Origin of the sequence: Methylomicrobium sp. Wu6 (genome assembly GCF_035916875.1) — a bacterium.
Lineage (GTDB): Bacteria > Pseudomonadota > Gammaproteobacteria > Methylococcales > Methylomonadaceae > Methylomicrobium.
The window spans coordinates 1-23,576 of the sequence record NZ_JAXUHN010000079.1 but is presented as its reverse complement, the minus strand read 5'-3'; the positions used below and the strand labels follow the sequence as shown (position 1 = coordinate 23,576).

Genomic DNA, 23,576 nt, shown 5'->3' with positions numbered 1-23,576 from the left:
GGAATGCCCCGATCCTAATGCTTGAGTGGGTTAATAGGACGGCGCAAGGCGCCTGACAGACATGGGGTTATGTTGAAAACGCCAATGCGTCCAACAAAATTCCGGTCTATGCTCGGCCTCAAGTCCGACAGGCTCCTAGAAGGACATTAAATCGGAGCTGAAGCTGGCTATCAAAACAAAAGAAAATATTCCCATCTTCCTAACCTAAAATCCAGAATTTTCTTTCCCATAGGACGAGAATATCACCAGTCTTTTTCGCGTTTGCGGATGGCTTGATAAATGGCTTCCATCGCATCGATGAAAGAATGGTCGTTTGACCAAAAGGCCGGAAAGTCACCGCCTTTTTTGATTAACAGCGCCGGAATGGACGCCGGTACGGCCGACGGTAAGTTCTCTGGTAGACGTTTGCAACCATGCCAGAAGTCGCCGGGTGTCATGCGGGGTGCAAGCGGGTGTGTTTTTGCGCGCGTGAAGTAGCTGTCCACGCTGTCAAAGCCAGCGTTCTGTTCCCCGATGGCCGCCGCCAACGCCTGGCCCAGCGGCGTTTTTTCCAATTCTTTTTGCAATTCGTCGCGTTCCAGTCCGCGCAATTCGAACAATAAGAACGGGTCGCGGTCCAGTTGCGCCGCGAGGAAATAATACAGGCCGGCGATGTGCTTGCACGGGTTGGCGTAATCCGGGCAGGAGCAGTCGGTTTTCAGGTCTTTGTGGCTGTAAGGAAGCAAGTTGAGTTTCAGTGTCCGAAACACGTCTTCGATATTATCCGGCACTTCGTTCAGCAACAGGCGGGAAATGAACGCGGCGCGGCTGCCGAGCATTTGAATCAGTTGCTGCCACTGTTCGGCGTCGATCGACTGGAAGACGATACTCGTTTTGTAGAGAGGTTCCTTGTAGACACCGTAATAAGGATTGATGTTGCCCCGGATCGTCGCGCTGACCAAGCTGCCTTGCCGCTTCCAGTTTCGGATGCGGTCGTTATTGGCGTAGCCGCGCCCCCGTGCCAGCCTTGCCGAATCGGTGAAGGATTCCAGCGCTTCGATAAAGCGTTGTCCCCACCTGGTGCGTAACGTTCTCATGGGTCACTCCAATACCGCTGCTTGATTGAGGCGAATGAGCTGCTTGAAAGCGGCGTTATTGAGTTGCGTCAGCCAGGACTCGTCGTTGCCGACAATGGCACCGGCGATTTTCTTTTTGGCGTCGATCATTTGATCGATGCGCTCCTCCAGCGTGCCCAGGGTGGTGAATTTGTGCACGAAGACATTTTTCGTCTGGCCGATGCGGAAGGCACGGTCGGTGGCCTGGTCTTCGACCGCGGGATTCCACCAGCGGTCGAAATGGAACACATGATTGGCGCGTGTCAGCGTGATGCCGACACCGCCCGCTTTCAGCGACAGAATAAACACCGCCGGCGGCGTTTCCGGATTTTGAAATTCGGCGATCATTTTCTCGCGCGTATTCCGTGCCGTGCCGCCGTGCAGATAATAAATCTGGCAATCGAGTTGACTGCGGCAATAGCGTTCGAGGCGTGCGCCGATTTCGGTGAACTGCGTGAAAATCAGCACGCTTTCGCCTTCGGCCAGGGCGTCGGCGAGTAGATCGCCGAGCCGTTCCAGTTTATGCGAGCGTTCGGCGGTGAACGCGCTGTCATCCTGAAGAAACTGCGCCGGATGGTTGCAGATTTGCTTGAGTTTCATCAGAGTCGACAACATCAGGCCCTGCCGCTGAATGCCCTCGCTGGCTTCCAGCTGCTGTTCGACATCGCGCACCACGGCTTCGTACAACGAGGCTTGTTCCTTGCTGAGATTGCAGTATTGCTTGTTCTCGACTTTGTCCGGATGATCGCCGGGTCGGTCTTGACTCGGCGCAAAATGAACGGCTCCACCAGGCGCTTCAACATCGCAGACTTCATGGGATCGTTGTCGCGCTGAATCGGGGCCTCAAAGGCTTTACGGAAAGCGCTTTGCTTGCCGAGGTAGCCCGGATTCAGGAAATTGAAGATCGACCATAAATCCAGCAGGCGGTTTTCTACCGGCGTGCCGGTCAGCGCCCAGCGATAGTCCGCGTCCAGCTTGAAAATCGCCTTGGTTTGCTTGGCCTCGGGGTTTTTGATGTTTTGTGCTTCGTCCAATACGATGCGCCGCCATTTCAAGGCTTGAAACAATTTGGCATCGCGCAGCGCCAGTGGATAGGACACGATCACGACATCCACGGCCTCCGCCGCCGCGGCGAATTCCCTTTCATCCTTGCAGCGCTCGCTGCCGTGATGCAGCCGCGTTGTCAATTGCGGCGCGAAGCGCTCGATCTCCTTGCGCCAATTGCCGAGCACCGAAGTCGGCGCAATCAGCAAAGAAGGGCCGTGACCGGCTTCGTCACGCGCCATCACTAACCGGGCGATGACCTGCAGGGTTTTCCCAAGGCCCATGTCGTCGGCCAAACAACCGGAAAGGCCGAGTTGTTCCAGAAACACCAGCCAGGCGACGCCACGTTTTTGATATTCGCGCAGCTCGGCGTTCAGGCCGGGAATGTCCTCGATCGGCTGTAAGTGCTGTTGATGACGCAACCTTTCCAGCATCTCCGCCAAGGCGCTTTCCGGGTCGACTTCGAAGAGTTCCGCCTCATCCGCGGTGCGCTTGAGCCAGTCGCGCATGTCCAGGTTTTCTTCCGCCTCGCCCTGGCGCCGCCAAAATTCCAGCATGTCTTTCATGCGTTCACGGTCCAGTACGACCCACTGGCCGCGGAATTGCACGAGCGGCGTTTTCGTCTCGACCAGTTGCATCCATTCCTCCGTGCCGACCTTTTCACCACCTAGCGTCAGTTCGTAACGGTATTCGAGCAATTGATCGAGACTCAAAAGGCTTTGCGTTGCGGAGCGTGCGGCTTTTTTCGCGGTTGCCGCCGGACGCATGCGCAATTTGGCGCGCCGCCGGCCCTCTGGCGTCCACCAAGCCGGCACGCTGACCTGGAAGCCGGCGTCTTCCAATACCCAGGCGGTTTCATTTAAAAAAGCGAAAGCTTCTTCCAGCGACAAATCGATCCCGGACGGCTCTGCCGTTTCCATGCCCTTCCATAACGCGGGATAAACACGTGCGGCCTGTCCCAGATCGATCAATAAACGCTGTTCAAAATCGGTCCCAAAATTCTTTTCCCAGTGTTGCCGCGCGTTGCCGGAAAGTGGCCAATAGTCGGCCAGCGGCAGTTGCAGCGAAGGGTCGCGGCGCGATATTGACTATTTTTGCCCATCCCCTCGAAAAGGTAAAAATTAGCAATATCTAATAAGTTGGCATGCACATAGCTGTAATTCACGTCATGTTGTCTGGCAAATAATCCGCCACGCTATTACCCATTTCAACACAACCCCTTACGTTCCCCGAATACGCAAGCGCCCGTCAGTCTATTGACAAACGTAGCCTATAGGCTACACTGAAAGCATGGTCGATATAAAGAAAACCGATGTTTATGTCCGATGGCTGGACGACCTTCGCGACATTCGTGCTCGCGCACGAGTTTTGGCTAGGGTCGAACGTCTGGCTGCCGGCAATCCGGGTGACGTTAAGTCGGTTGGCGAAGGTGTATCTGAAATGCGCATCGACTATGGCCCCGGTTATCGGGTGTATTTCACGCGACGCGGCAACGAAATTGTCATTTTGTTGGCCGGTGGTGATAAAAGCACACAGAATGCCGATATTAAAACCGCTCAAGAACTTGCCCGTAACCTGTAGGACAACGCAATGACAAAAACTATTATCAGCCGCTACGATGTGGCGGAGCACTTGAGAACCACAGAAGAAATGGCGGCCTATCTGGACGCTTGCATTGAGGAAGCCGACGGCGATGCGGCCTTCATAGCCAAAGCGCTTGGCGATATTGCCCGTGCGCGTGGCATGTCGCAGATTGCAAAAGAGACCGGACTTTCCCGCGAAAGCCTGTATCGATCCTTGGACGGCGAGCATATCCCTAGTTTCGATACGATCCTCAAGGTAACCAAGGCACTCGGCATTCATCTGCATGCCGATCCGGCTTGATAAATCCAACGGTACGAAAACTTACGTTAGCGGATAATATAATTCGCTTACGGGCTTTGTTAAGCAAACTGCCGGACAGCACCCGGCCATAGACAGCCATTCGTAAATTCTTAGAGCTGACATTCATTTAGAGATAAACAGACCTTCAAGTACAATGTCAATTTAAGCCTAACACGAGAATTTGGTGTACAATTTTTTCCTATTTTCTACGGCATCAATAAGGAAAAATAATAATGAAAAAGATGTCTTTACAATTATTTCTGATCGTTGGTTCTTGGCTTCCGCTTAATTTATTTGCAGCTAGCTTTGACTGCAATAAAGCGACAACCAGTGCCGAGTTTTTAATATGCGCTATCTACGATATTTCAAACGCTGACTCGGAAATGGACGCGCTTTATGAAAAAGTAAGACCCAACAATCCTGATGTCGTATCTTCGCAAATGGCATGGCTTAAACAGCGTAATTCATGCCCAGGTGCCGACTGTTTGAGGGTGTCATATAAGGAAAGAATCCAGTATTTAAAGGGAATGCTAGCTGAGACAGCTTCAACCGGGTCAGCAAGCTCCTCCGAAAGAGAGGAAGGCTCTATGCCACAGCCTCTAGCAAAGGACCAAGATAATAACAACTCGCCAAGCGTTAGCGGAGGTTCTCGGCAGAGCATTCAACCTGCGTTCATCAATCTTATGTATCTGCTTACGGAAACTGCCCATCCATCCCGTGAGGATATTAAATTCATCGATTGGTGGGCCAATTATTATGACGGGCAGGCTCTCCAAAAGGCAAAATTCAATGAAATTGCTTTAGCAGACCTTCGCGACTCGACCTTGCGTAAAATGCAAGGTATGAAGGGAACCCGCCTCGTTTATAACAAAATACCGGTTCATCTCGGAAAATACGATGCCGAAAAGGAGGAGTTTCCTATCGAGTTCTCATTTTGGGATGCTGAAAAACAAGATTCCCTTACCCGGTCATTTCTTCGTCAATCTTGTTTGGTCTTCTCAGATAATTGGAACGGGGGTGAAAAGAACTTCTCAGCTGGCGCATATTGGCCATTCACAGGTTCAGAACAAGCGAATCCTGCGTGGTCTTTAATTGTTACCCCTGACTGTACAGGTTCTGAACGGGGCCAACCGGTAGCTTACATCAAACTTCAAATAAAACAGCCACCACCTTGGGGAAATCTTCATGTGCCCCGATCTCGGGCAAAGGACTTATTAGACTGGCTTGGTCCTCATAAGCTATTAGGTGGAAAATTTGTCTTCCGGATCATTGGCGAAATGGAGGTGACCGAACCCAAAACATTTCATCAGGGACTACTGCAATCAGAAATGCACTTGAGAACGGCAACCGTAGAAATCGAGCCCATAGCTCTTTTCCTTTGGACAGCAGAATACCAAAATTTCAATTATGGTCAAATTGAAAACTCAGGAATCGACCGAGTCGGATCTGAGAAATCGGCTTTTAACCGGTTTGTCGGCGCATTAGGAAAGGTTGTCGATCCTTCGCAAGAACCCATGGGTGGTGAAGCGACCGGAGGTGTCATTATGGCTGCACTCTCTACTTCCGAAGCTGGCCTAGCCAATCAACCTAACGCGGATGAATCAAGGTGCCCCTCCAATTTACCTACAAATGCCGACCGCCAAGATTGTGCGCGACAGGCCGATCTTGCAAAGAACGGCTTATACATGACTCAAGGTGGCCGTCTGGCTTCTCTGCCAAATACCCAGGCGTCTAATGATCGAGACAAAAAGGCTTCCACGCCGATCCTAGAGACGCCTCAACTGACACCAGATATTCAAAAACCAACGCTAAAGCCACCAGAATTTGAGCCAATCCCTGTAGATGCGAAATAGCAAAAAATATGGACATAAATAATAATGTTGCGGTACCCAAAATGGCCTTCTGGTTTATCGTCAGCTTCATGCTGTTTAAGCTATTTTATGTGCCATTTGAATTAGCGTTTAATGCGCAACTCGTCGATGTCGCATCGGCCGGTTCTTCTTTGGAGGAAATTCATGGTCTGGAATTTTATGGGCGTACGATATCATCCTTAGCGATTGCTCTGGCCTTTTTCCGCCTAGGGCTGGGGTGGTTACAGAAGAATGGCTTGACAGTACCGAAGCTCACTGGGTCATTGATTATTGTTTGTTTGCTTGGGGTTTTATCGTTTTTTGGACAAAAAGCGTTTATTTCGTCGGTTGTTAAACAATCGACCGGTGAACAACGACGCGTCGCTCTTTTACTCAACTTTCTTCCCGCAGCCATACGTTATACGCATGTCGAAGGATTTAATTTTGACAGTTACAACTCGCCCGAAGCAAAAACCTTCTTGGCCGAAACCGGTGCGCTTCTATTTTTCAGCAGTTCAACCTATCACTTCATTGAAGATCAACTCGACCACTTTATCGAAGGCGATCTAATCAGGCAGACTCTTAAGGACGAAGATAATACACCATGGCGCGGCTATATCCAGGTTCGATCGGAGGTGAAAGATACTTACGACAAATATGCTCAATTCAGGCGATTGGCGACGGCGCAAGACATGACGCGCGAGGGAGCTGACCGGCATTTGTCGCAATTAGTGGCTGAGGCCGGGAAGGCATGGCAAGCGGGCAATGATCAACTTAAGGCTGCCACCAGTACCGACTCTCTTGAAAAAATGAACCGATTCATTGGCTATTACTTTTATCATGAAAGCCATACCCAGGCGCAAAGTTCTTACCATCAAAAGATGGTAGAGCTGTTCGGCACCGATGTAGACGAATCTTATTGGTGCTCAAATATGCAATGCCCGGTGGACAAAGAATTTATACCTGACAGGATCAAGAAACTTGTGGCAAAGCGCATTGTCGAGGAGACTGGGATGGACCCGCTCCAACCTTTCAGCGTGAGTTCCGCAACGACGGCCAACTTTATCCGAAAAGCGGCTGACCAATCTGGAATCACTCTACCAAAGACATGGACTGCTGCCGACAGGGAAACATTCGTACGAGCAAGTTTGAATGGAATGAAAGACCATGTTCGAGCGGACATTGATCCAGAAATAGAGCAACTGCTTGGCGGGGCGCTCTGGCAGGACCTTAAATTTCCTCAGTTCGAAAGCCTGCCTAAGGTGCAGGAGAAAATTCGTAATGCCATGGAACGGCATATAGACATCTCAGACCATAAGGGAAAAATCTCTATGCTGTGGGATAGGAAAGCTTTTGAACAGCTAATCGTAAAGCCCCAGATCGCGAAGGAGGCACGGGCGATAAAGGCCGATAAAGTAGGATTGCCAGACAGTTATGACGAACATGGCAGTAGGGCAAAAATAGGGCAGGACGCCGTTAAACGAATCATCATTCCGCCTATCAGCTTAACGCTGAGTTCCTTTTTTGCCATTTTTAACGTTGTTAGTCTGTTAACGCTTGTCGCGGAACAATGTAACTGGTTGTCCAAGCGCTTTTGCGGATGGACGCTTGGTTTAGCGTTTCTCGCTATTATTAAGTGAATAGCAACAAGTTCATTGGCATTTCTTGAGCTCTCTAAGTCATTGATTTGCTATTCACAGGTTGCAAACGAACTTCTCGCGAAGCACTTATCTTGCCATTTGTCGGCAAGAACGGCTTAGCGCAATTCGAAGGCTATAACTATGTTACTGAGAACGCCGAGAAACATTTGCCAACAATGACAAAGGTAGTGGGTTGGAATATCAGGCTTCAGCCCGTACTTTATCCGATAGCTGCTTTCGTCCGCGATCATTCCATCGGAAAGGAGTTCTTTTCCATCAGTGAGCCGACATATAAATTGTTAGATGATATGGATCGTACGGTTTTAGGTTGGATTTGATAAAACTAATAAAAAATTCGCCTAGACCAATTTTATTGCTTATTGTGGACAGCAGTGAGTCTCATCTCGTTAATTAGAGGTTGATTGCGCACGATTACAAAATATAACAGGATCTTCAATCTCACTATGCGGCCAAAAGACAAGACCAAAAGGTTTTGATTCAATAAGTAATCCAGTTTCGTCTGCCCCCCACTGGTTCATTTTTTCAGGGGTATCAACTATCGCAAATACTATTCCCTCTGTTTTTCCCTTTTCAATCAGAACACTATCACCAACTTCTACATGTTCACCAGTTAGATACCGCATGTATAAATATTCCTATGGTTTGTATACAAACTCTTCTACGGGAACCATATCTCCAGTTAATTCCCAAGGCTTTAATACATATTTTTGCTTTGCCCAGAAACAACGACATGGCTGTGGTGTACCTCTGGGTGCTTGTTTTGCAATAAAAATATTATGATGAGAGCCAAATACACCATGTTGCATTTCATTGTCAGATATAATATCCAGTGGGCGATAACCAATAGTTCCGATAATTACAAATCTACCTGTAACAGTCTCACATGGCGGACAGGGTTTATCTGATGGATAATCTTGCTCGCCTTTTGTGGCAGAACTAATCTGTGATTCTGAGTTTGAATCATCGCTCTGCGCAATTCCTGCTTCTTGGGCAGAAATATCGAATGCCGTGAGTACACCTATAATTGCAGGGATTTTTTTAGGTTCTTTATATGCATAAGCGGATGCCGCTCTTAATAAGGCGGCTCTAGCACCTTTTTTGGTAGCAAGATAGTTCTTTATTTTGGCTACGGCATCTGAAGCCTTACCAGGTGGCAACTGTTGCAATGAACCGATGGCTGACTCTGCCAGAACGATTGCAAGCAATGTCTCCATTGCTTTAGCGATGATCTTAAACTCAACATAGGCAAGGCCTTTCGCTTCAGCATCATTGATAGCTATTCGTATCAGCTGCCCATGGGTAGATAGCGTCATAGACAGTGGCTGAATAGCCAATACTATGATAAGGAAGGCAGATATGATGCGTGATAGGAAATGCATATTTTTGATGGACAAAAATCTATGATGCTCTTAATAAATATTGTAAATGAAGATGACCTAGGCTTCTGCCCATACTGATTTCGTGTTGGATTCCTTGGAGAAGGCATTATACGCCCGGAAACCGGTAAGCCGTTTAAATATTAGATGGCTGTATTCATTTGAATAGCTGATTCTTAATAGATCCGCTAGTCTGGAAAATAGATTCAGGTAATCAAGCAAGAAGTCTTTCTTTATAAACTTTCAGGGTCCGCTTTCGGGAAAATTTGAGTTTGGTATCAGCTGTCCGATAAGGGTCGGGTGTTGCCAGCCAGACGAGGCATATAAATTCATTAGCACCTTATTTTAGGTGCTAACTCGGTTTTTCGTTCGACTGCGCCTCAATTCAAATGCAATTTTACGTTTTACCAGTGCCATTCCGTTTTTCTGCCACATAGGAGAAGAATTTTCGCCTCCCTACGCCGGTAATCTCACAAACCTCGGCGGCGGTTTTGTCCGAGTTTTCGTATAGGATTCTGGCATTCTCCAATTTTGCAGGGTCAGTTTTAGGTCTTCCACCCGTTTTGCCCCGCGCTTTAGCGGATGAGCGGCCAGCCGCCGCCCGCTCAGCGCGAAGCTCACGCTCCATTTGGTGAATAGCACCCATCATCGACAAGAAACAACGACCAGTCGCCGTGGTGGTATCGATATTTTCGCGCAATGACACTAAATTAATTTGCCGCTGTTCCAACACCTTGGCCGTGGTCAGTAAATCCATCAAAGAGCGCGTCATGCGGCTTAATTCGCTGACGACCAAGGTATCGCCAGGGCGAGCATATTTTAAAAGCTGATCCCAGCCAGGCCGATCCATGTGCGAGCCGGTCATCTTGTCGGAAAATATTTTGCCGCACCCGGCTTTTTGCAACGCATCAATCTGAGAATCCAGATTTTGGCCGGTACTGCTGACTCGGGCATAACCGATTCGATGAAATGGCGTAGTAGTATTGGTTTGCATGGTGCAAAAAGTTAACACATAGTGTGGTTAAATGCATTATGATTTTAGCAAAGGTTTTTGCACTCAAAATTGAAGGAATTGAAATTGAAAAGGATCGGTGAACATAGAGTGCAAAAAGTGTACTTTCTGCACTCGCCGAAAAGCGGGGCCGAATGAGCGTCAATTCGCGCCGCCTGTCTATCCTGACGAAAAGTGAAATCGATGATCTTTACGGGCTGCCTCGTTTCAGCGATGACGACCGCAGTCTCTTCTTCGATTTAAGCGCGGTTGAACAGGAAGCTGTCGATGCCGCTCATACCTGCTCGTCGGCAGTCCATTTAATCCTTCAAATCGGGTATTTCAAGGCCAAGCAACAGTTTTTTGTTTACGGGCGGGAGGCCGTGCTCGACGACCTGGACTATATTCTCCAGCGGTATTTCCCCGACCAGGCATTAGATAAGATCAAAACCCTTTCCAAGCCGACCCGGCTCGAACAGCAGCAGATCATCCTCCAGTTATTCGACTATCGCCTATGTGACGGCGCGGCCAAGGCGGCACTGGAACAGAAAGCGCAGCGGGTCGCCATGCTGTCGACACAGCCGATCTACATCCTACGCGAAACTTTACAATACCTGACAAACCAACGCCTAGTAGCTCCAGGCTACACCTATCTACAGGACATGGTGAGCCGGGTTGTGACCGGCGAACGTCGGCGGATTACGGGCTTACTGGAAAAAGCCATGACACCGGATGTCGATAAGCAACTCGAAGCCTTGCTTGAATCGGAGGAAGGCATGTACCGCATCAGTCTACTCAAGCACGAGCCTAAGGATTTCAGTTACCGCGAGTTACGCCAGGAGGTTGACCGCCGCAAATTTTTCCAGCCGCTGTATGAATTCGGGCAAAGCTTTCTGGGTACTGCCGGCCTGTCCAATGAGAGTATAAAATACTACGCGTCATTGGTTCCGTTCTACTCCGTCTATAAACTTCGGCGCATGGCGGAACCCACAACACGCCTGTATTTGCTGTGCTTCGCCTTTCATCGCTTTCGGCAAATCAACGATAATTTGATCGAAGCCATGATTTGTCTCATTGGCCAATACGAGAAACAAGCCAAACTTGCCGCCGATGAGGCCATGCAGCAAGCCATCAACGAGGCCGGCGCGAATCTACAGGCGGCAGGCCAAGTTCTGGAACTGTTCATCGACGCTTCAATCCCTGACGAAACACCGTTTGCGGCCATCAAACAAAAAGCTTTCGATCTGCTCAACATCGAGAGCTTCCCAGTCGTATCGGATTTTATGCGCAACATCGAATTCGATAAAACCGCTTTTGAATGGTCGTATTACGGCACGTTGCGGCACAAATTCAAGCTCAATTTACGGCATTTGTTCTGCAACCTCGATTTCGTTTGCCTGGTGTCGGATGAACCGCTGCTGGAAGCCATTTTGTTTCTACAGGAGCTGCTGCGCCAGGGCAAGACACCTCGACAGATGAACCCGGCCAACTTCCCGACCGGAATCATCGCAAAGAATTTACAGCGGTATTTGTATACCAGGGCGGAAGAACAAAAAAAGAAAGCCCTAGAGGTTGATCGCTATGAGTTCTTGGTGTACCGCGAGCTACGGAAGGCGCTTGAAGCCTGTGACGTATTTGTTCGGGATAGCAACGAATTTCGCAGTTTTGATGACGACCTGATCAACGCCGCTCGCTGGAATAAGGGTAAAGACGCGATATTGCAAGAAATCGGCGCACCGATTCTGTTGACGCCAATCCAGGATACGTTAGCCGCGCTGAAGCAGGAACTGGAAGTCAAGTATAAGTCCGTGAACCAGCGCATTGAAAGCGGCGACAATAAACATATCAAAATCACCGGTACCGGGGATAAGCTTCGCTGGACGTTGGTTTATCCCACCGAGGAAGAGCCAACCAACAGTCCTTTCTATAGTCAATTGCCAAGTATCGGCGTGGCCGACCTGCTTTGGTTTGTCGCTGAAAGAACAGGATTCTTGAAATCATTTGCCCACGTTTTGGAACGCTACGTCAAACAAGATGCCGATCCCAAACTCATTCTGGCGTGTATTGTTGCCATGGGTACCAATATGGGCTTATGGAAAATGGCGGAAGTCTCGGGGCTTAGTCATTCCGCGTTGCTGACGACGGCGCGCAATTTCCTGCGAGCGGAAACACTGCATGCGGCGAATGACGCCATTTCCAACGCTACTGCGGCGTTACCTGTTTTCCAAGCGTACGACATCCACCATCAGAAGCATTCTAGCAGTGATGGCCAGCATATGGTCACGCAGATCGACACGATCAATGCCCGACACTCCAGCAAGTTTTTCGCGCTAAAGAAAGGCGTAAACTCCATTACCTTGGCCATGAATCATGTCCCGATTAATGCCAAGATTATCGGTGCGCACGAACACGAATCACATTTCGTGTTCGACATCCTGTACAACAATACCACGGAGATCAAACCAGAAAGGCATTCGACGGACACGCATGGCACCAATCAAGTGAATTTCTTTATCTTGCGCGTCTTCGGCTACCAATTTTCGCCGCGTTATCGTGACCTGCATAAAAAGATCGATAGCCTGATTGGATTCCAGCACCCGTGCCGTTATGGCGATATCCTGATTAAGCCCTCGCGTAAGGTTTTTGATACCTTAATCTGCAAGGAGTGGCCGAATATCCAGCGCATTCTGGCTTCGCTTGCTCAAAAAGACGTGACTCAAGCAACCATCGTGCGTAAGCTCGCCAGTTATAAGCGACAGAACCAGACCAAGAAGGCGCTATGGGAATTGGATAATATTTATCGGTCGCTTCATATCCTTGATTTCATCGATGACCCGATACTCAGGCAGCGCATTCAAAAGGCGCTTAATCGTGGTGAGGCGTATCACCGTATGCGTCGAGCGATTTCCTATGTCAACGGCGGTAAATTCCGGGTAAAAACCGAAGCGGAGCAGCAAATCTGGAACGATTGTTCCCGGCTTATTGCCAACGCCATCATCCACTACAACACGCTGATTTTGTCGCGGGTGTATGAGCAAAAACTGGTTGCCAGCGACCAGGATGCTATCGAGATCATTAAGGGTACGTCGCCGGTCGCCTGGCAAAATGTAAATCTGATCGGTAAGTTTGAATTTACGGAAGAAAACGCCAAGGTTGATATCGAGGCGTTGGCTGCACGATATAACGATCCAGATTTCTGGCGTAAGTCTGTGGAAGGAAATAGCGACCTTTAACATCAGTCATTGCTAATTTTTACCTTTTCGAGGGGATGGGCAAAAATAGCCCTATAGCGACTTGCCGAATGCGTCCATCAACAGAGCTTCTATATCGATAAATCCAGGTCCGCAACTTAGCTGAAACCGAGAGGCGAAGACCGGGATAATCGGTAAAGGTGATATGCTGTCCAGGTTGCAAAGCTTTGGCTGTGCGGGAGTCGAAGTGCATATTAGTATAGCTTTTTTAGTTGCCCTGAAATTTCAGTATAGCTTTTTTGAAATTAAATAAAAAGCTACACTAAAATGTAAAGTATAGGTAAGTTTTGATAAGTGCAGATGATGTTAAGCGAGACGAATAAAGATGTTAAAAAACATCTACTATCAATAAGATGAGAATGAAAGACAACTTAAATCAGGGTAATAGAGAAGGCCAGCAAAAAGAACATACTCCGATGATGCAGCAGTATCTGCGAATCAAGTCGGATTATCCCGAAACCCTATTGTTTTACCGAATGGGGGATTTTTACGAACTGTTCTACGACGATGCGAAAAAAGCCGCGCGGCTGCTCGACATTACGCTGACCAGCCGCGGACAGTCGCAAGGTTTGCCGATACCGATGGCGGGCATTCCATATCATGCGGCGGAAGGGTATATCGCCAAATTAATCCGGATCGGCGAGTCGGTTGCGATTTGCGAACAGATCGGCGATCCGGCTACCTCGAAAGGGCCGGTCGAGCGTAAGGTCGCGCGAGTCATCACGCCCGGCACGGTCACCGACGAGGCGCTGCTTGAAGACCGCAAAGACAATCTCTTGGTCGCCCTCTGTCAATTGCAGCAGCGTTACGGGATCGCGAGCCTCGATTTGACCAGCGGCCGTTTCGTGTTGCAGGAAGTCGAATCGGAAGACCAGTTGCTTAGCGAAGTCGGCCGCCTGAATCCGGCCGAACTGCTGTACAGCGAAAGCTGGCCGTTGCCGGAAAATTTGAAACAGCGCAGCGGCCTGTGCCGGCGTCCACCCTGGCATTTCGAGGCCGAAAGCGCGCGCCTGTTGGTGTTGAAGCAGTTCAACGCGCACGACTTGAAGGGCTTCGGCTGCGAAGATTTGATCCCGGCGATCGCGGCAGCCGGCGGCTTGCTGCAATATGTCCGTGACACCCAGCAAAATATGCTGCCGCATATTCAGGGCATTCGCACCGAAGCGAGCAGCGACTGCATCCAGCTCGATGCCTCGAGCCGCCGCAATCTGGAGATCGACACGCATCCGACCGGCCAATTGCAATATACCTTGCTGGGTGTGTTGGACAAGACGCAGACCGCAATGGGAGGACGCTGCCTAAGACGGTGGTTGAATCGGCCGCTCAGAGATCATGATTTGCTGCTCGGTCGCTATGCCTGCATCGAAACCTTACTGCAGGATGACTTGCATCGGTCGCTGCAGGATACGCTGCGCCAAGTCGGCGACATCGAGCGGATCAGTACGCGGATTGCATTGAAATCGGCGCGTCCCCGCGATTTGCTAGTGCTGCGCTCGACACTGGCGGCCTTGCCGGTCATCCAGGCGCAATTATCCGCGATCGATAACCCGTATCTGAGCCAGTTGCGGGTGGGCATCGGCGAGCATCCGGCGATGCTGGAGTTGTTGGCCCGGGCGATCGTCGATAATCCACCGATGCTGATTCGCGACGGCGGCGTGATTGCGGAGGGTTATGATGAACAACTCGATGAACTCCGCAATTTGAGCCAGAACGCCGACCAATTCTTGATCGACATGGAGCAGCGCGAGCGGCAGGCGACCGGCATCACGAATCTGAAAGTCAATTACAACCGCGTGCATGGTTATTACATCGAAATTTCGAACGCGAATGCGGACAAGGTGCCGGTGCGTTATACCCGCAAACAGACACTGAAAGGCGCTGAGCGTTACATTACCGAGGAACTGAAAGCGTTCGAAGACAAGGTGCTGAGCGCGCGCGAAAAATCGCTGTCCTTCGAGAAAGCATTGTACGACGAGTTGCTGGATGTGATCGCGAGTTCCCTGGCCGAACTGCAGCAGTGTGCGGCATCGCTGGCCGAGCTCGATGTGCTGGTCAACTTTGCCGAGCGCGCCGAAGCGCTGAATCTGTCGCGGCCTATTTTGCAGGCGGAGCCCGGCATTCTGATCGAAGGCGGCCGGCATCCGGTGGTCGAACAGGTCTCCGACATTCCTTTCGTGCCGAACGACCTGAATCTGACCGGTGAACGGCGGATGCTGCTGATTACCGGCCCGAACATGGGCGGTAAATCGACTTATATGCGGCAGGCGGCGTTGATCGTGTTGATTGCGCATGTTGGTTGTTTCGTGCCGGCGAAGTCGGCGACGCTGGGGCCGATCGACAAGATCTTCACCCGGATCGGCGCGTCGGACGACCTCGCCTCTGGCCGTTCTACGTTCATGGTCGAAATGTCCGAAACCGCGAACATTCTGCACAATGCGAGCGCCCAAAGCCTGATCCTGATGGACGAAATCGGCCGCGGCACCAGCACCTTCGATGGCCTGTCGCTGGCCTGGGCCTGCGCGGACCATCTGGCGAAGGCAACCAGAGCTTTCACGCTGTTCGCGACGCATTATTTCGAACTGACCACGTTGGCCGAAGAGCGGAAAACGATCCACAACGTGCATCTCGATGCGATGGAGCACGGCGACCGCATTGTGTTCCTGCATGCGGTGAAGGACGGCCCGGCCAATCAGAGCTACGGTTTGCAGGTCGCCGCATTGGCCGGGGTGCCGCGCGCTGTGATCGAGAAAGCCAAAGCCAAGCTGGAGCATTTGGAGAACAACGCCTACATCGAGCAGCAGGCCGAATCGGGCGTTAATCAGCTGGATCTGTTTTCCGCACCGGAATGCCATCCGGTGGTCGGCATGCTCGAAGACATCGATCCTGACGACCTGAGTCCGAAACAGGCATTGGAAATTTTGTATCGGCTCAAAGGCTTGTTATAAATCTTCGGCGAGAAGATGCTCGAACAAATAAGGGTCGTCGAAATAACGCTTGCCGGTTAAAGCGATTGCATGTACACCCCATTGCCGCATCGCGCCGGGGCTCGGCACGCCGAACGGCCAGAGTAAAAAGCATTCGGAGCGCGCGCTGGACGCGATAATCCCGTCCGGACCGAAAAGGCTGCGCCTCGTTCCGTCCGGCAGCGGCAGCGACAGCAGGGCGTCGTAAGCCCGAGTTTGATAACGGATCGACGGCGTCTTGCCGGGTTGCGCGCTGATCGCTGTTTGCAGTAGATAATGCGTGCGGCTTTCGAACCGTAGCAACAGACGCTGTCCTGGCTTTATATCGTCGATATGTTTCGGGCTTAGCACCGCTTCCGCGCCGTCTGTTGGCGAAATGCTCCGATAGTGTCGGCCGGGGAACAGCAGATAATAACAACCGCAGGCATGGATGCTGTCATATGCGATCGGAGCGCCTTCGGGGCTCAATGTGATCCGCCAGATCACGCTGTCCAATTTGCCGCCGTACAAATCGGTCAGCCCGCTTTTTTGTCGTGCCGGCAGCCAGATTTGATAGATCAACTGCAACAGGATACGGCCTTGCCGGCGGGTATAAGCGTAATTTTGATAGACGACCGGACGCCGTGTGTCGATGCGCGGCTCGCCGTAATCATTCAAAACCGCCTCGCCAATTTTGTCTGTATCGTTGCGAGTATCGATTTCCCAGATGGGCGCGTAGTGGTTGAACAAGCGTCCCAGTTCTTCGCCGGAAAGTACGGGAATGCCCAATGGATTTTGATAAGCCGCGCGCAGCATCGCGGTAATTTCGTTGGCGGTTAATTGGCGGGTTTCCGCAGGCGCATAGCGGATCAGGCGGCCTTGCACAGGCAAATCGTCAAGTTGTTGTGTAAAGCTTTCGGCAAGTTTTTTATGCAGAATTTTCAGCGCGAGTTTGGCCGGAAATTGCGTGAGCCAATACGCGCCGGCGATGCGTTGCCAGCTTCGATAGGCGTCTGGGATTTGGATTTGCTGCCGGAACAGCGGCGCGAACTCTGGTTGACGCAAAGTCGCTTTGACGAGACGGCTGCCGCATTGCTGCAACACCCGATCGAGAGAGCCCGGCAAGGGCGCTTCGCCAAGCACATCGTTTACAGCGGCTGGCGGCAGATTGGCCGTTTCGTTGATACGCAACGAGGCATCCAGCTGTCGCATGCGTTCCAGCCATTCCGCATAGGCTGTATCGGTCAAGCTCTGCGTGCGGAAAGTAGCGAGAAAGCGGTTGGCTCGCAGGAAGGGAACGCCGGTGATTTTCGCGGTGGATGGATCGATCAGTTCGTAGTCAGACAGCCGTTTATCCAGTTTCTGATACCAGATTAGGCAAGCATTTTCTTCGGGGGCGAGCGGTTCGACGCGCATGGCGGGTTGTGTGCAGCCAAAGCCGAACATAACCGGCAGCAAGACAACTGCTATTTGCGATCGGGTTTGATAGAAGAATGTTGCCCTCATTTACTGCCTCTTGCCTTATGATCACAATGGAGGAGCTGCTATTTCCCCCTCCGTTTCGAAGAGAACGACTTACTTTCGCAGTGTTTTTAAACATCCCGCGATAGCCTGAGCGATTGCCTCAGACACTCGGCCACGCCCCTCTGTGCCGGTTACGCTGATTTCGTCCTGCGGATTGACGGCCACGCCGGCTTCAATGAGGACGGCGGGTTGATGTGCAGTGCGCAACACCGCCAGCCCGTCATAGTAATGGATGCCGCGGCTTTGATCCGCAAACGGCCGATTTTCGCCCTTTACCGCTGTCGCATGATAACGGGAGGGATGGAAGCTGGTCGCAAGCAGCCGGTCGCCGATCTGCTTGGCGCAGGCAAGGCTGCCGTGAAGTTTCCGATTTTGACGTGAGACGAACAGCGAATACCCGCTATAGCGATCTACATGCGCCAGCCATTCCGGCTGGACCGAATCGTGATGCAGCGAAATAAAAAGCGTATCTTTTTTCGCCAAGGCAGTACGGTCGGTTAATACCTCCATATCGCCATCCGCGCCGATCAAGCGGTAACTGATGCCGATCCGTTGCAGGCGGGCGGCCACTGCCAGCGCGAGTTGGCGGTTCAATTCCCACTCGGGTATGCCGCCGGCGCTGACCACGCCAGGATTGTTCCGGGAATGACCGATATCGAGCGCAACCTCGGCGGCGGTTGCCGGAAAGGTCAGCAAATACAGCAGTAAGATCAGGTGATTGATCGGCATTGGCAGAGAGTCTATCCGGTTATTTTCGTTAGTATAAGGGGTATTCGCAAGTTCGGCGATAGCGGTTGTTTGCAGCAACTGGGCGACGAATGATAAGCTCTGGCTGTATGTCGATACAAGGACCTTCCAATGCCGACAGGATCGAACGCAAAGCTGCCAAGTTTTCGATCAGGAAAAAAATAAAAATACAATACGAATAGGCGCCCATCAATGACCCAAATCAATCCCGTATTAGAAAGACAACGCGACATGTTGACCCATCAAATCGATAATTGCGGTTTTAACGCCGAAGAGGCGAAACAGATGATCGAATTCTGTATCGAACTGAACGATCAGGACAGCAGAATCGATCCCAAAAATGCCAGCGACAGCAATTTCATCGCAAATCTTGACGCTTGGGAAAAGGCCTATGATAGCCGCGACGGGCTGGGAGAGAATCCGAGCGACAATGGCTTCGGCGCTTTCGAGAATGCTTGGCTCTTGTATAAAAGTAAAAATCATCCGAATCGATACGTACTGGCGATTAGAGCAACGATTGGGCAGGCCAAGAGTATTTTGGACGATATGCGACGACTTACCGGAGACTTTTGCAGCAGCAGGTGAAATGACGTTGTTTTCGGGGACGGGGCGATTAAATTACGGAGAACTCGCAGAATAGACGTCGTTTCCAGAGGATTGACTGAGCGAAACGACCAGGACTGTTTTAATTTTTAACGGGATTTTAATGGCCGATTTTGCCGAAATAACCCGTAGTACGGATGCCGTTTTATCGACGGTCGTGTCAAGGCACCGCCGTCATTTGGACCTTCGATATTCACTCCAACTCGCATTCCGTCACCGGACGCATAAACTGTCTTCAAAAACAAGAATGATAATGTGCGCCGAGAACAAATGCCGACCTTTTGGGAGATCATCCCATGGTCGACGACACCTTAATAAAACGCTAGCGGTCTGATGTGTCGCACGTTCAGCCGCCAAGCGCCTGCCAAGCCAACGTGATAGCCAGACCGAGCGATCCGAGCCCCAGTCCCGCGGCGGCAAGCCGCGTGCCGTGCAGACGCGTCCACAGCAGGATGCCGGTCAAGCTCAACACGATCAGGCCGCTGGCCAACGTATCGGCGAGCAGCACCCAGCCGACATTCATGCCGACGCCTTTGTGTAAATTCGTCAACAGCGAAAATACATTGCCGGCGCCGCGTTTGACGGTGACGAAACGGTTTCCAGGCCAGTATTCCGCCTGCACCGATTGCCGGGGCGTGCGCAACGTGACCTGCCAGCGCGGAGGCTGCTCGACGCTGACACCGTTCCAGGTCACCGTTTTGGCCGACTCGCGGAGAATTTTGGCATGGCGGGGGTTCAGCTTGACTGCGTGCCCGAGCCAGGCTGCCAGCGCTTGCGGATCGGCAGGAAGCGGCTCCGGCAGCGCCAATTGCACTTCGGTCTTTTCGACCTTGGCGGCCGGAATTTTCATCACTTCATGATGATTCAACAAGATGCCGGATCCGCCGAATAGCAGACCCAACGACGCGCCCCACAGCCCGATCCAGCCGTGGGTGCGTCGCAGCCATTTCAGCACTTTACCGCGCGCCCAGCGTTTCGGCAAGAATAGGTAGCCGCCGCCGGATTTCCGGCGGGGTTCGACGGCAGCATGAGTGGATATGTGCATGTGGCTCCGTGTCTGGAATTGATTTAAGGATGCTAGAACTTCATGCTGAATACCGCGTTGGCGGCGATCGGCGAACCCGGGGTGATATTGTTGTTGCTGTTCGCCGAGGCGTAATATTCCTTGTCGAAGAGATTTTCGACATTCACTTGCACTTGGATATTTTTATTAACCTTGTAGTAGACGGCCGCATCGAAGCGCAGATAGCCCGGCAGAGTGACTTTATTATCGGTGGCCGCAAACATCTTACTGCGATATATCGAGCCCAGGCCGACGCCCCAATGCGGTGTAATGTCATAACGGTTCCACAGCGAGAAGGTGTGTTCCGGTACCTGAGCCAGGGTGGCGCCGGCCTGGGCATTGGCCGATAGGCTTTTGGTGATTTCGCCATTCTGATAGGCATAGCCTCCAATGACACTCCAGGCGTCGGTAATGTTGCCGCTCACCCCCAGTTCTATTCCCCGCGTACGCTGGCCGTCGACCAAAAACGACACCGCCGAATTGTTGGGATCGGTGGCAAGCGCATTGAGACGGTCTAACTGATAAAAGGCCAGAGTTGTTGACAACACGGGCGTAATATCCCATTTAGCGCCCAGTTCGTAATTTCTAAATTCTTCCGGTTTTAGCGCCTTGTTAGTCAATGACAGCGATGCCAGCTGTTCGCCAGCCCTCGGTACATAGGCGATGCTGTAATTGGCATATAAGGAGAAGTTGTCGTCAAACGGTTTGAAAACCAGTCCTCCGCGCGGCGACACCAGATTGTCTTGGGTGGCAAAGTTTTGGCCGTTTCGATTATTGCGGAAATCGACTTCGAAACGGTCATAACGCAACCCGAGAATGGCCTGCCAATGCCGGCTCAACTCGATTTGGTCTTGCACGTAACCGGCCGCGATGGTCGCCACGCCGTGATTGTTGGCGTCGGTGGCGCTTTGGCGGAAAGTGACGGGGCCGTTATATCTTGGATTCGCCAGCGCAACATTGACCGACGTAGCGTTAGCGCCCACGTCGGTAAAATAGCCGGTATTCCGAAAATTATCGGTTTCCTGATGGCCGAACTCGGCACCGGTCAGGAACTTGTGTTTAAAGGGGCCGGTATCCAGTGCAAACGTCAGATCGGTTTGATTGAAGAAATTCTCGCGCTGAGTCGCGTTGTTGTAGGCCGAAATGGCGACTTGAGTGCCGGCGGCATTGACCGCGCCGGGGAATATGTTCTGATAGAACTTGTCGTAGATGGCGTAACGGGTGCGGTTGCGAACCGAGACTCCGCCGCCGAAATCGTGCTCCAGCAAGGCATTGAAGGAATCGACCGTTGTCCCGGTCGGACTGCGATTCGGGTCGCCGAAAAACGTGGAGACATCGGTTTTGACCGGGCGCCCCTGATATGAGGAAATCCCGCGATCTGCGACGCGGTCATCCTGGTAGTGCTCATAACCGAGCGTTACTTTGGTCTGATCGTTGGGTTTCCAGGCTACGGTCGGGTTGACGCCCCAGCGTCCGGCATCGAACCCGTCGCGGTAGCTGCGGGAGTTCTCCCACATGCTGGTCAGGCGCACGGCCAAGCTGTCGTTGATGGCCTGGTCGAAGTCGCCGGTCAGCCGCCATTTATCGAAGGAGCCGACCTGAAAATTCATTTCTCGGGCCGTGTTCCAGTCGGCCTGCTTGGTGGCGCGGTTAATCAGGCCGCCCGAGCCGCCGCGGCCGAAAATCATCGCGTTGGGACCTTTAAGGACATCGACCCGTTCGACGTTGTAAAGATCGCGATAATACTGCACATCGTCGCGAATGCCGTCCACATACATATCCGACGTCGAACTGTTGCCCCGAAATATCGGCGTATCGCGATTGCCTTCGCCCTGGGCGATACCAACACCCGGCGCATAACGTATCGTGTCGGCTATGCTCTGCATGTTTTGATCCTTGATCAATTCCTCGGTAATGACGGTCAGCGACTGCGGCAGATCGATCAGGGCGGTGTCGGTCTTGACGGCGGTGGAGTTGCTTATGGCCTGATAGCCATGGGTCTCGTTGGGTTTCTTATTGCGCTCGGCCTTGACCTCGACGCTTTCCAAAACAACTTCTTCATCGCTTTGTGCCGGCACTGTTGCCGGTTCGGCCGCGAACACGGCGCCGCTTAGGACGGCGCCCATAGGTAACAGCATACCCCTTTGCCATCTGGCCATGCCGGGTTTTTTATCGGTTGCGTACATAAGGTCCCCTTATCAGTTTGCATTTTTATCATTGCTGGCTGCCTGGCAGGAGACGCTGGGTGGCTAAATTAAGATCGTTAGTCGGACGTTTGCGTTAAGTTGTGAGCGACTATGAAGAAACCCGCAAACGATAATGATTCTCATTATAATATATTTGATCACACTGTCAAGCGTAAGATATAACTTACATTTCCGGGGAAAGACCGTCTTCAGCGAATTTGCCAGTTTAATGCTTATCGCTGACGACATAGAGGAAGACAATCAGCAGCGGCGCGGCGTTGACGAGCCAGGACAACGTATCGCCAACGCCGTCGTCAAGCAGCGCGGCGATCAGTCCGCCGGCGCTCAACAAACCCGGTATTGCCGGACCGGTCCAAATTTGCCACCGGGTCAGCGTTTTTTAGCCATAAAAAATAATCCGCTGCCCAACGCGCCGATACTGAGCGCATCGAGCAGAGCCCAGAGAATTCTGAGCGGCAGGCCCGCCGTAATCGCAGAAGTGGAAGGGCTTGAAGAGCGAGAGAGCGCTGACATAGCGCGGCAATCCGGTATGTAATATATGTAATATTGCTTCGATGGCATAAGCGATAAGGTTCTGCCCTAGCGATTGCCGGCTTTTACCGTAGCGCTTATAATCCCAAACAGCGGATCGGCAATCCGGCGAACCGCTTTTTTAAGCGAACGAAGACGCTTCGTTTGCTTTGGCGATCAGGAGCACAGCGTATGAAAGGCGACAAACAAATCATCGAGCAGTTAAATCAATTATTGGCCGGCGAATTAACCGCCGCAGATCAATATTTCATTCATTCCCGAATGTATCAAAACTGGGGATTCGATAAACTGTACGAACGTATCAGCCATGAGGTGCAGGACGAATTAGGCCATGCCGACGCCTTGATTAAACGCATTTTGTTTCTGGAAGGGACACCCGATTTATCGAAACGCGATCCTTTGCGCGTCGGCGGCAGCGTCCCAGAGATGTTGAAAAACGATTTGGCATTGGAGCTTAGCGTGGTCGCAGCGTTGCGCCAAGTAATTGCGATTTGCGAAAACCAGCACGATTACCAAACGCGCGAAATTCTGCAGGCGATGCTGGCGGACACCGAAGACGATCACACGCACTGGCTGGAAAAACAATTGGGTTTGATCGACCGGCTAGGGCTGGAAAACTATTTGCAATCGCAGATTTAACCAGCCAACTGCGACGGCAGCACCGAGGGCGAGGGCCAATGCCATTAAATTAAGAGAAGCTTCGCTCCTTCTCCCTTCGGGAGAAGGCTGGGATGAGGGGATCAAAATAAAGTATTTTTCCTTATTTTTGATCCTCCTCACCCCAACCCTCTCCAGCAGGAGAGGGAGC

21 protein-coding genes are annotated in these 23,576 nt (G+C 51.6%); 10 read left to right on the top strand and 11 right to left on the bottom strand.

All coding sequences use genetic code 11. The features are described from left to right. Positions 1–242: 242 nt before the first annotated feature. From U2W12_RS11380 to U2W12_RS11370, 3 genes are read right to left on the bottom strand one after another with little or no spacing between them, the layout of a single operon-like run. The gene (locus tag U2W12_RS11380) at positions 243–1,076 is read right to left on the bottom strand and encodes an SWIM zinc finger family protein (protein ID WP_326500806.1); all 834 of its coding nucleotides are present in this window, start codon (positions 1,074–1,076) and stop codon (positions 243–245) included. A 3-nt stretch (positions 1,077–1,079) separates the two neighbouring features. Beyond that, positions 1,080–1,781, bottom strand: a complete 702-nt coding sequence (locus U2W12_RS11375) for a C-terminal helicase domain-containing protein (protein ID WP_326500805.1) — start codon at positions 1,779–1,781, stop codon at positions 1,080–1,082. Beyond that, the gene (locus U2W12_RS11370; RefSeq protein WP_326500804.1) at positions 1,709–3,109 is read right to left on the bottom strand and encodes an SNF2-related protein; all 1,401 of its coding nucleotides are present in this window, start codon (positions 3,107–3,109) and stop codon (positions 1,709–1,711) included. Before U2W12_RS11370 ends, U2W12_RS11375 begins: the two co-directional genes overlap by 73 nt. A 319-nt stretch (positions 3,110–3,428) precedes the next feature. Between U2W12_RS11370 and U2W12_RS11365 the strand changes: the two genes are divergently transcribed. The 5 genes from U2W12_RS11365 to U2W12_RS11345 all read left to right on the top strand — a co-directional run bounded on the left by U2W12_RS11365 (position 3,429) and on the right by U2W12_RS11345 (position 7,850). Then, positions 3,429–3,719 (top strand): type II toxin-antitoxin system RelE/ParE family toxin, encoded by a 291-nt coding sequence (locus U2W12_RS11365; RefSeq protein WP_326500803.1) that lies wholly within the window; start codon positions 3,429–3,431, stop codon positions 3,717–3,719. Positions 3,720–3,728: 9 nt separating this feature from the next. Next, positions 3,729–4,022: an addiction module antidote protein gene (locus U2W12_RS11360; protein ID WP_026603654.1), complete on the top strand. Its 294-nt coding sequence runs from the start codon at positions 3,729–3,731 to the stop codon at positions 4,020–4,022. Positions 4,023–4,255: 233 nt separating this feature from the next. Further along, on the top strand, positions 4,256–5,875 hold the full coding sequence (locus tag U2W12_RS11355) for a lysozyme inhibitor LprI family protein (protein WP_326500802.1): 1,620 nt from the start codon (positions 4,256–4,258) through the stop codon (positions 5,873–5,875). 8 nt (positions 5,876–5,883) lie between these two features. Continuing rightward, a complete protein-coding gene (locus tag U2W12_RS11350; protein WP_326500801.1) occupies positions 5,884–7,512 on the top strand; it encodes a hypothetical protein in 1,629 nt (542 codons plus the stop codon). A 92-nt stretch (positions 7,513–7,604) separates the two neighbouring features. Beyond that, positions 7,605–7,850 (top strand): hypothetical protein, encoded by a 246-nt coding sequence (locus U2W12_RS11345; protein ID WP_326500800.1) that lies wholly within the window; start codon positions 7,605–7,607, stop codon positions 7,848–7,850. A gap of 69 nt (positions 7,851–7,919) precedes the next feature. Here the strand turns inward: U2W12_RS11345 and U2W12_RS11340 are convergent, their stop codons facing one another. The 3 genes from U2W12_RS11340 to U2W12_RS11330 all read right to left on the bottom strand — a co-directional run bounded on the left by U2W12_RS11340 (position 7,920) and on the right by U2W12_RS11330 (position 9,903). Then, complete coding sequence (locus tag U2W12_RS11340) at positions 7,920–8,156, bottom strand: hypothetical protein (protein ID WP_326500799.1); 237 nt, start codon at positions 8,154–8,156, stop codon at positions 7,920–7,922. A gap of 12 nt (positions 8,157–8,168) precedes the next feature. After that, the gene (locus U2W12_RS11335; protein WP_326500798.1) at positions 8,169–8,927 is read right to left on the bottom strand and encodes a hypothetical protein; all 759 of its coding nucleotides are present in this window, start codon (positions 8,925–8,927) and stop codon (positions 8,169–8,171) included. A 379-nt stretch (positions 8,928–9,306) separates the two neighbouring features. Next, the gene (locus U2W12_RS11330) at positions 9,307–9,903 is read right to left on the bottom strand and encodes a recombinase family protein (protein WP_326500797.1); all 597 of its coding nucleotides are present in this window, start codon (positions 9,901–9,903) and stop codon (positions 9,307–9,309) included. 152 nt (positions 9,904–10,055) lie between these two features. Here U2W12_RS11330 and U2W12_RS11325 point away from each other — a divergent pair, with 152 nt between their 5' ends. Together U2W12_RS11325 and mutS are read left to right on the top strand one after the other, a co-directional pair. Next, complete coding sequence (locus U2W12_RS11325) at positions 10,056–13,133, top strand: Tn3 family transposase (protein WP_326500796.1); 3,078 nt, start codon at positions 10,056–10,058, stop codon at positions 13,131–13,133. 377 nt (positions 13,134–13,510) lie between these two features. Beyond that, positions 13,511–16,096, top strand: a complete 2,586-nt coding sequence (gene mutS / locus U2W12_RS11320; protein WP_326500795.1) for a DNA mismatch repair protein MutS — start codon at positions 13,511–13,513, stop codon at positions 16,094–16,096. Here mutS and U2W12_RS11315 read toward each other — a convergent pair. After that, positions 16,091–17,599, bottom strand: coding sequence for a hypothetical protein (locus U2W12_RS11315; protein ID WP_326500794.1), 1,509 nt, complete (start codon positions 17,597–17,599; stop codon positions 16,091–16,093). The genes mutS and U2W12_RS11315 overlap by 6 nt on opposite strands. A gap of 69 nt (positions 17,600–17,668) precedes the next feature. Beyond that, a complete protein-coding gene (locus U2W12_RS11310) occupies positions 17,669–18,346 on the bottom strand; it encodes an N-acetylmuramoyl-L-alanine amidase (protein ID WP_326500793.1) in 678 nt (225 codons plus the stop codon). A gap of 210 nt (positions 18,347–18,556) precedes the next feature. On the opposite strand from U2W12_RS11310, the gene U2W12_RS11305 reads away from it, so the two are divergent. After that, positions 18,557–18,949: a hypothetical protein gene (locus tag U2W12_RS11305; RefSeq protein WP_326500792.1), complete on the top strand. Its 393-nt coding sequence runs from the start codon at positions 18,557–18,559 to the stop codon at positions 18,947–18,949. 364 nt (positions 18,950–19,313) lie between these two features. Here U2W12_RS11305 and U2W12_RS11300 read toward each other — a convergent pair whose 3' ends face one another. Together U2W12_RS11300 and U2W12_RS11295 are read right to left on the bottom strand one after the other, a co-directional pair. After that, the gene (locus U2W12_RS11300; RefSeq protein WP_326500791.1) at positions 19,314–20,012 is read right to left on the bottom strand and encodes a PepSY-associated TM helix domain-containing protein; all 699 of its coding nucleotides are present in this window, start codon (positions 20,010–20,012) and stop codon (positions 19,314–19,316) included. A gap of 32 nt (positions 20,013–20,044) precedes the next feature. Further along, positions 20,045–22,216 (bottom strand): TonB-dependent siderophore receptor, encoded by a 2,172-nt coding sequence (locus tag U2W12_RS11295; protein ID WP_326500790.1) that lies wholly within the window; start codon positions 22,214–22,216, stop codon positions 20,045–20,047. A 229-nt stretch (positions 22,217–22,445) separates the two neighbouring features. On the opposite strand from U2W12_RS11295, the gene U2W12_RS11290 reads away from it, so the two are divergent. Together U2W12_RS11290 and bfr are read left to right on the top strand one after the other, a co-directional pair. Further along, a complete protein-coding gene (locus U2W12_RS11290; protein ID WP_326500789.1) occupies positions 22,446–22,772 on the top strand; it encodes a hypothetical protein in 327 nt (108 codons plus the stop codon). A gap of 167 nt (positions 22,773–22,939) precedes the next feature. Then, positions 22,940–23,407, top strand: coding sequence for a bacterioferritin (gene bfr / locus U2W12_RS11285; RefSeq protein WP_326500788.1), 468 nt, complete (start codon positions 22,940–22,942; stop codon positions 23,405–23,407). Here bfr and U2W12_RS11280 read toward each other — a convergent pair. After that, on the bottom strand, positions 23,372–23,576 hold a 205-nt coding region (locus U2W12_RS11280; protein WP_326500787.1), incomplete at its 5' end, for a hypothetical protein. The genes bfr and U2W12_RS11280 overlap by 36 nt on opposite strands.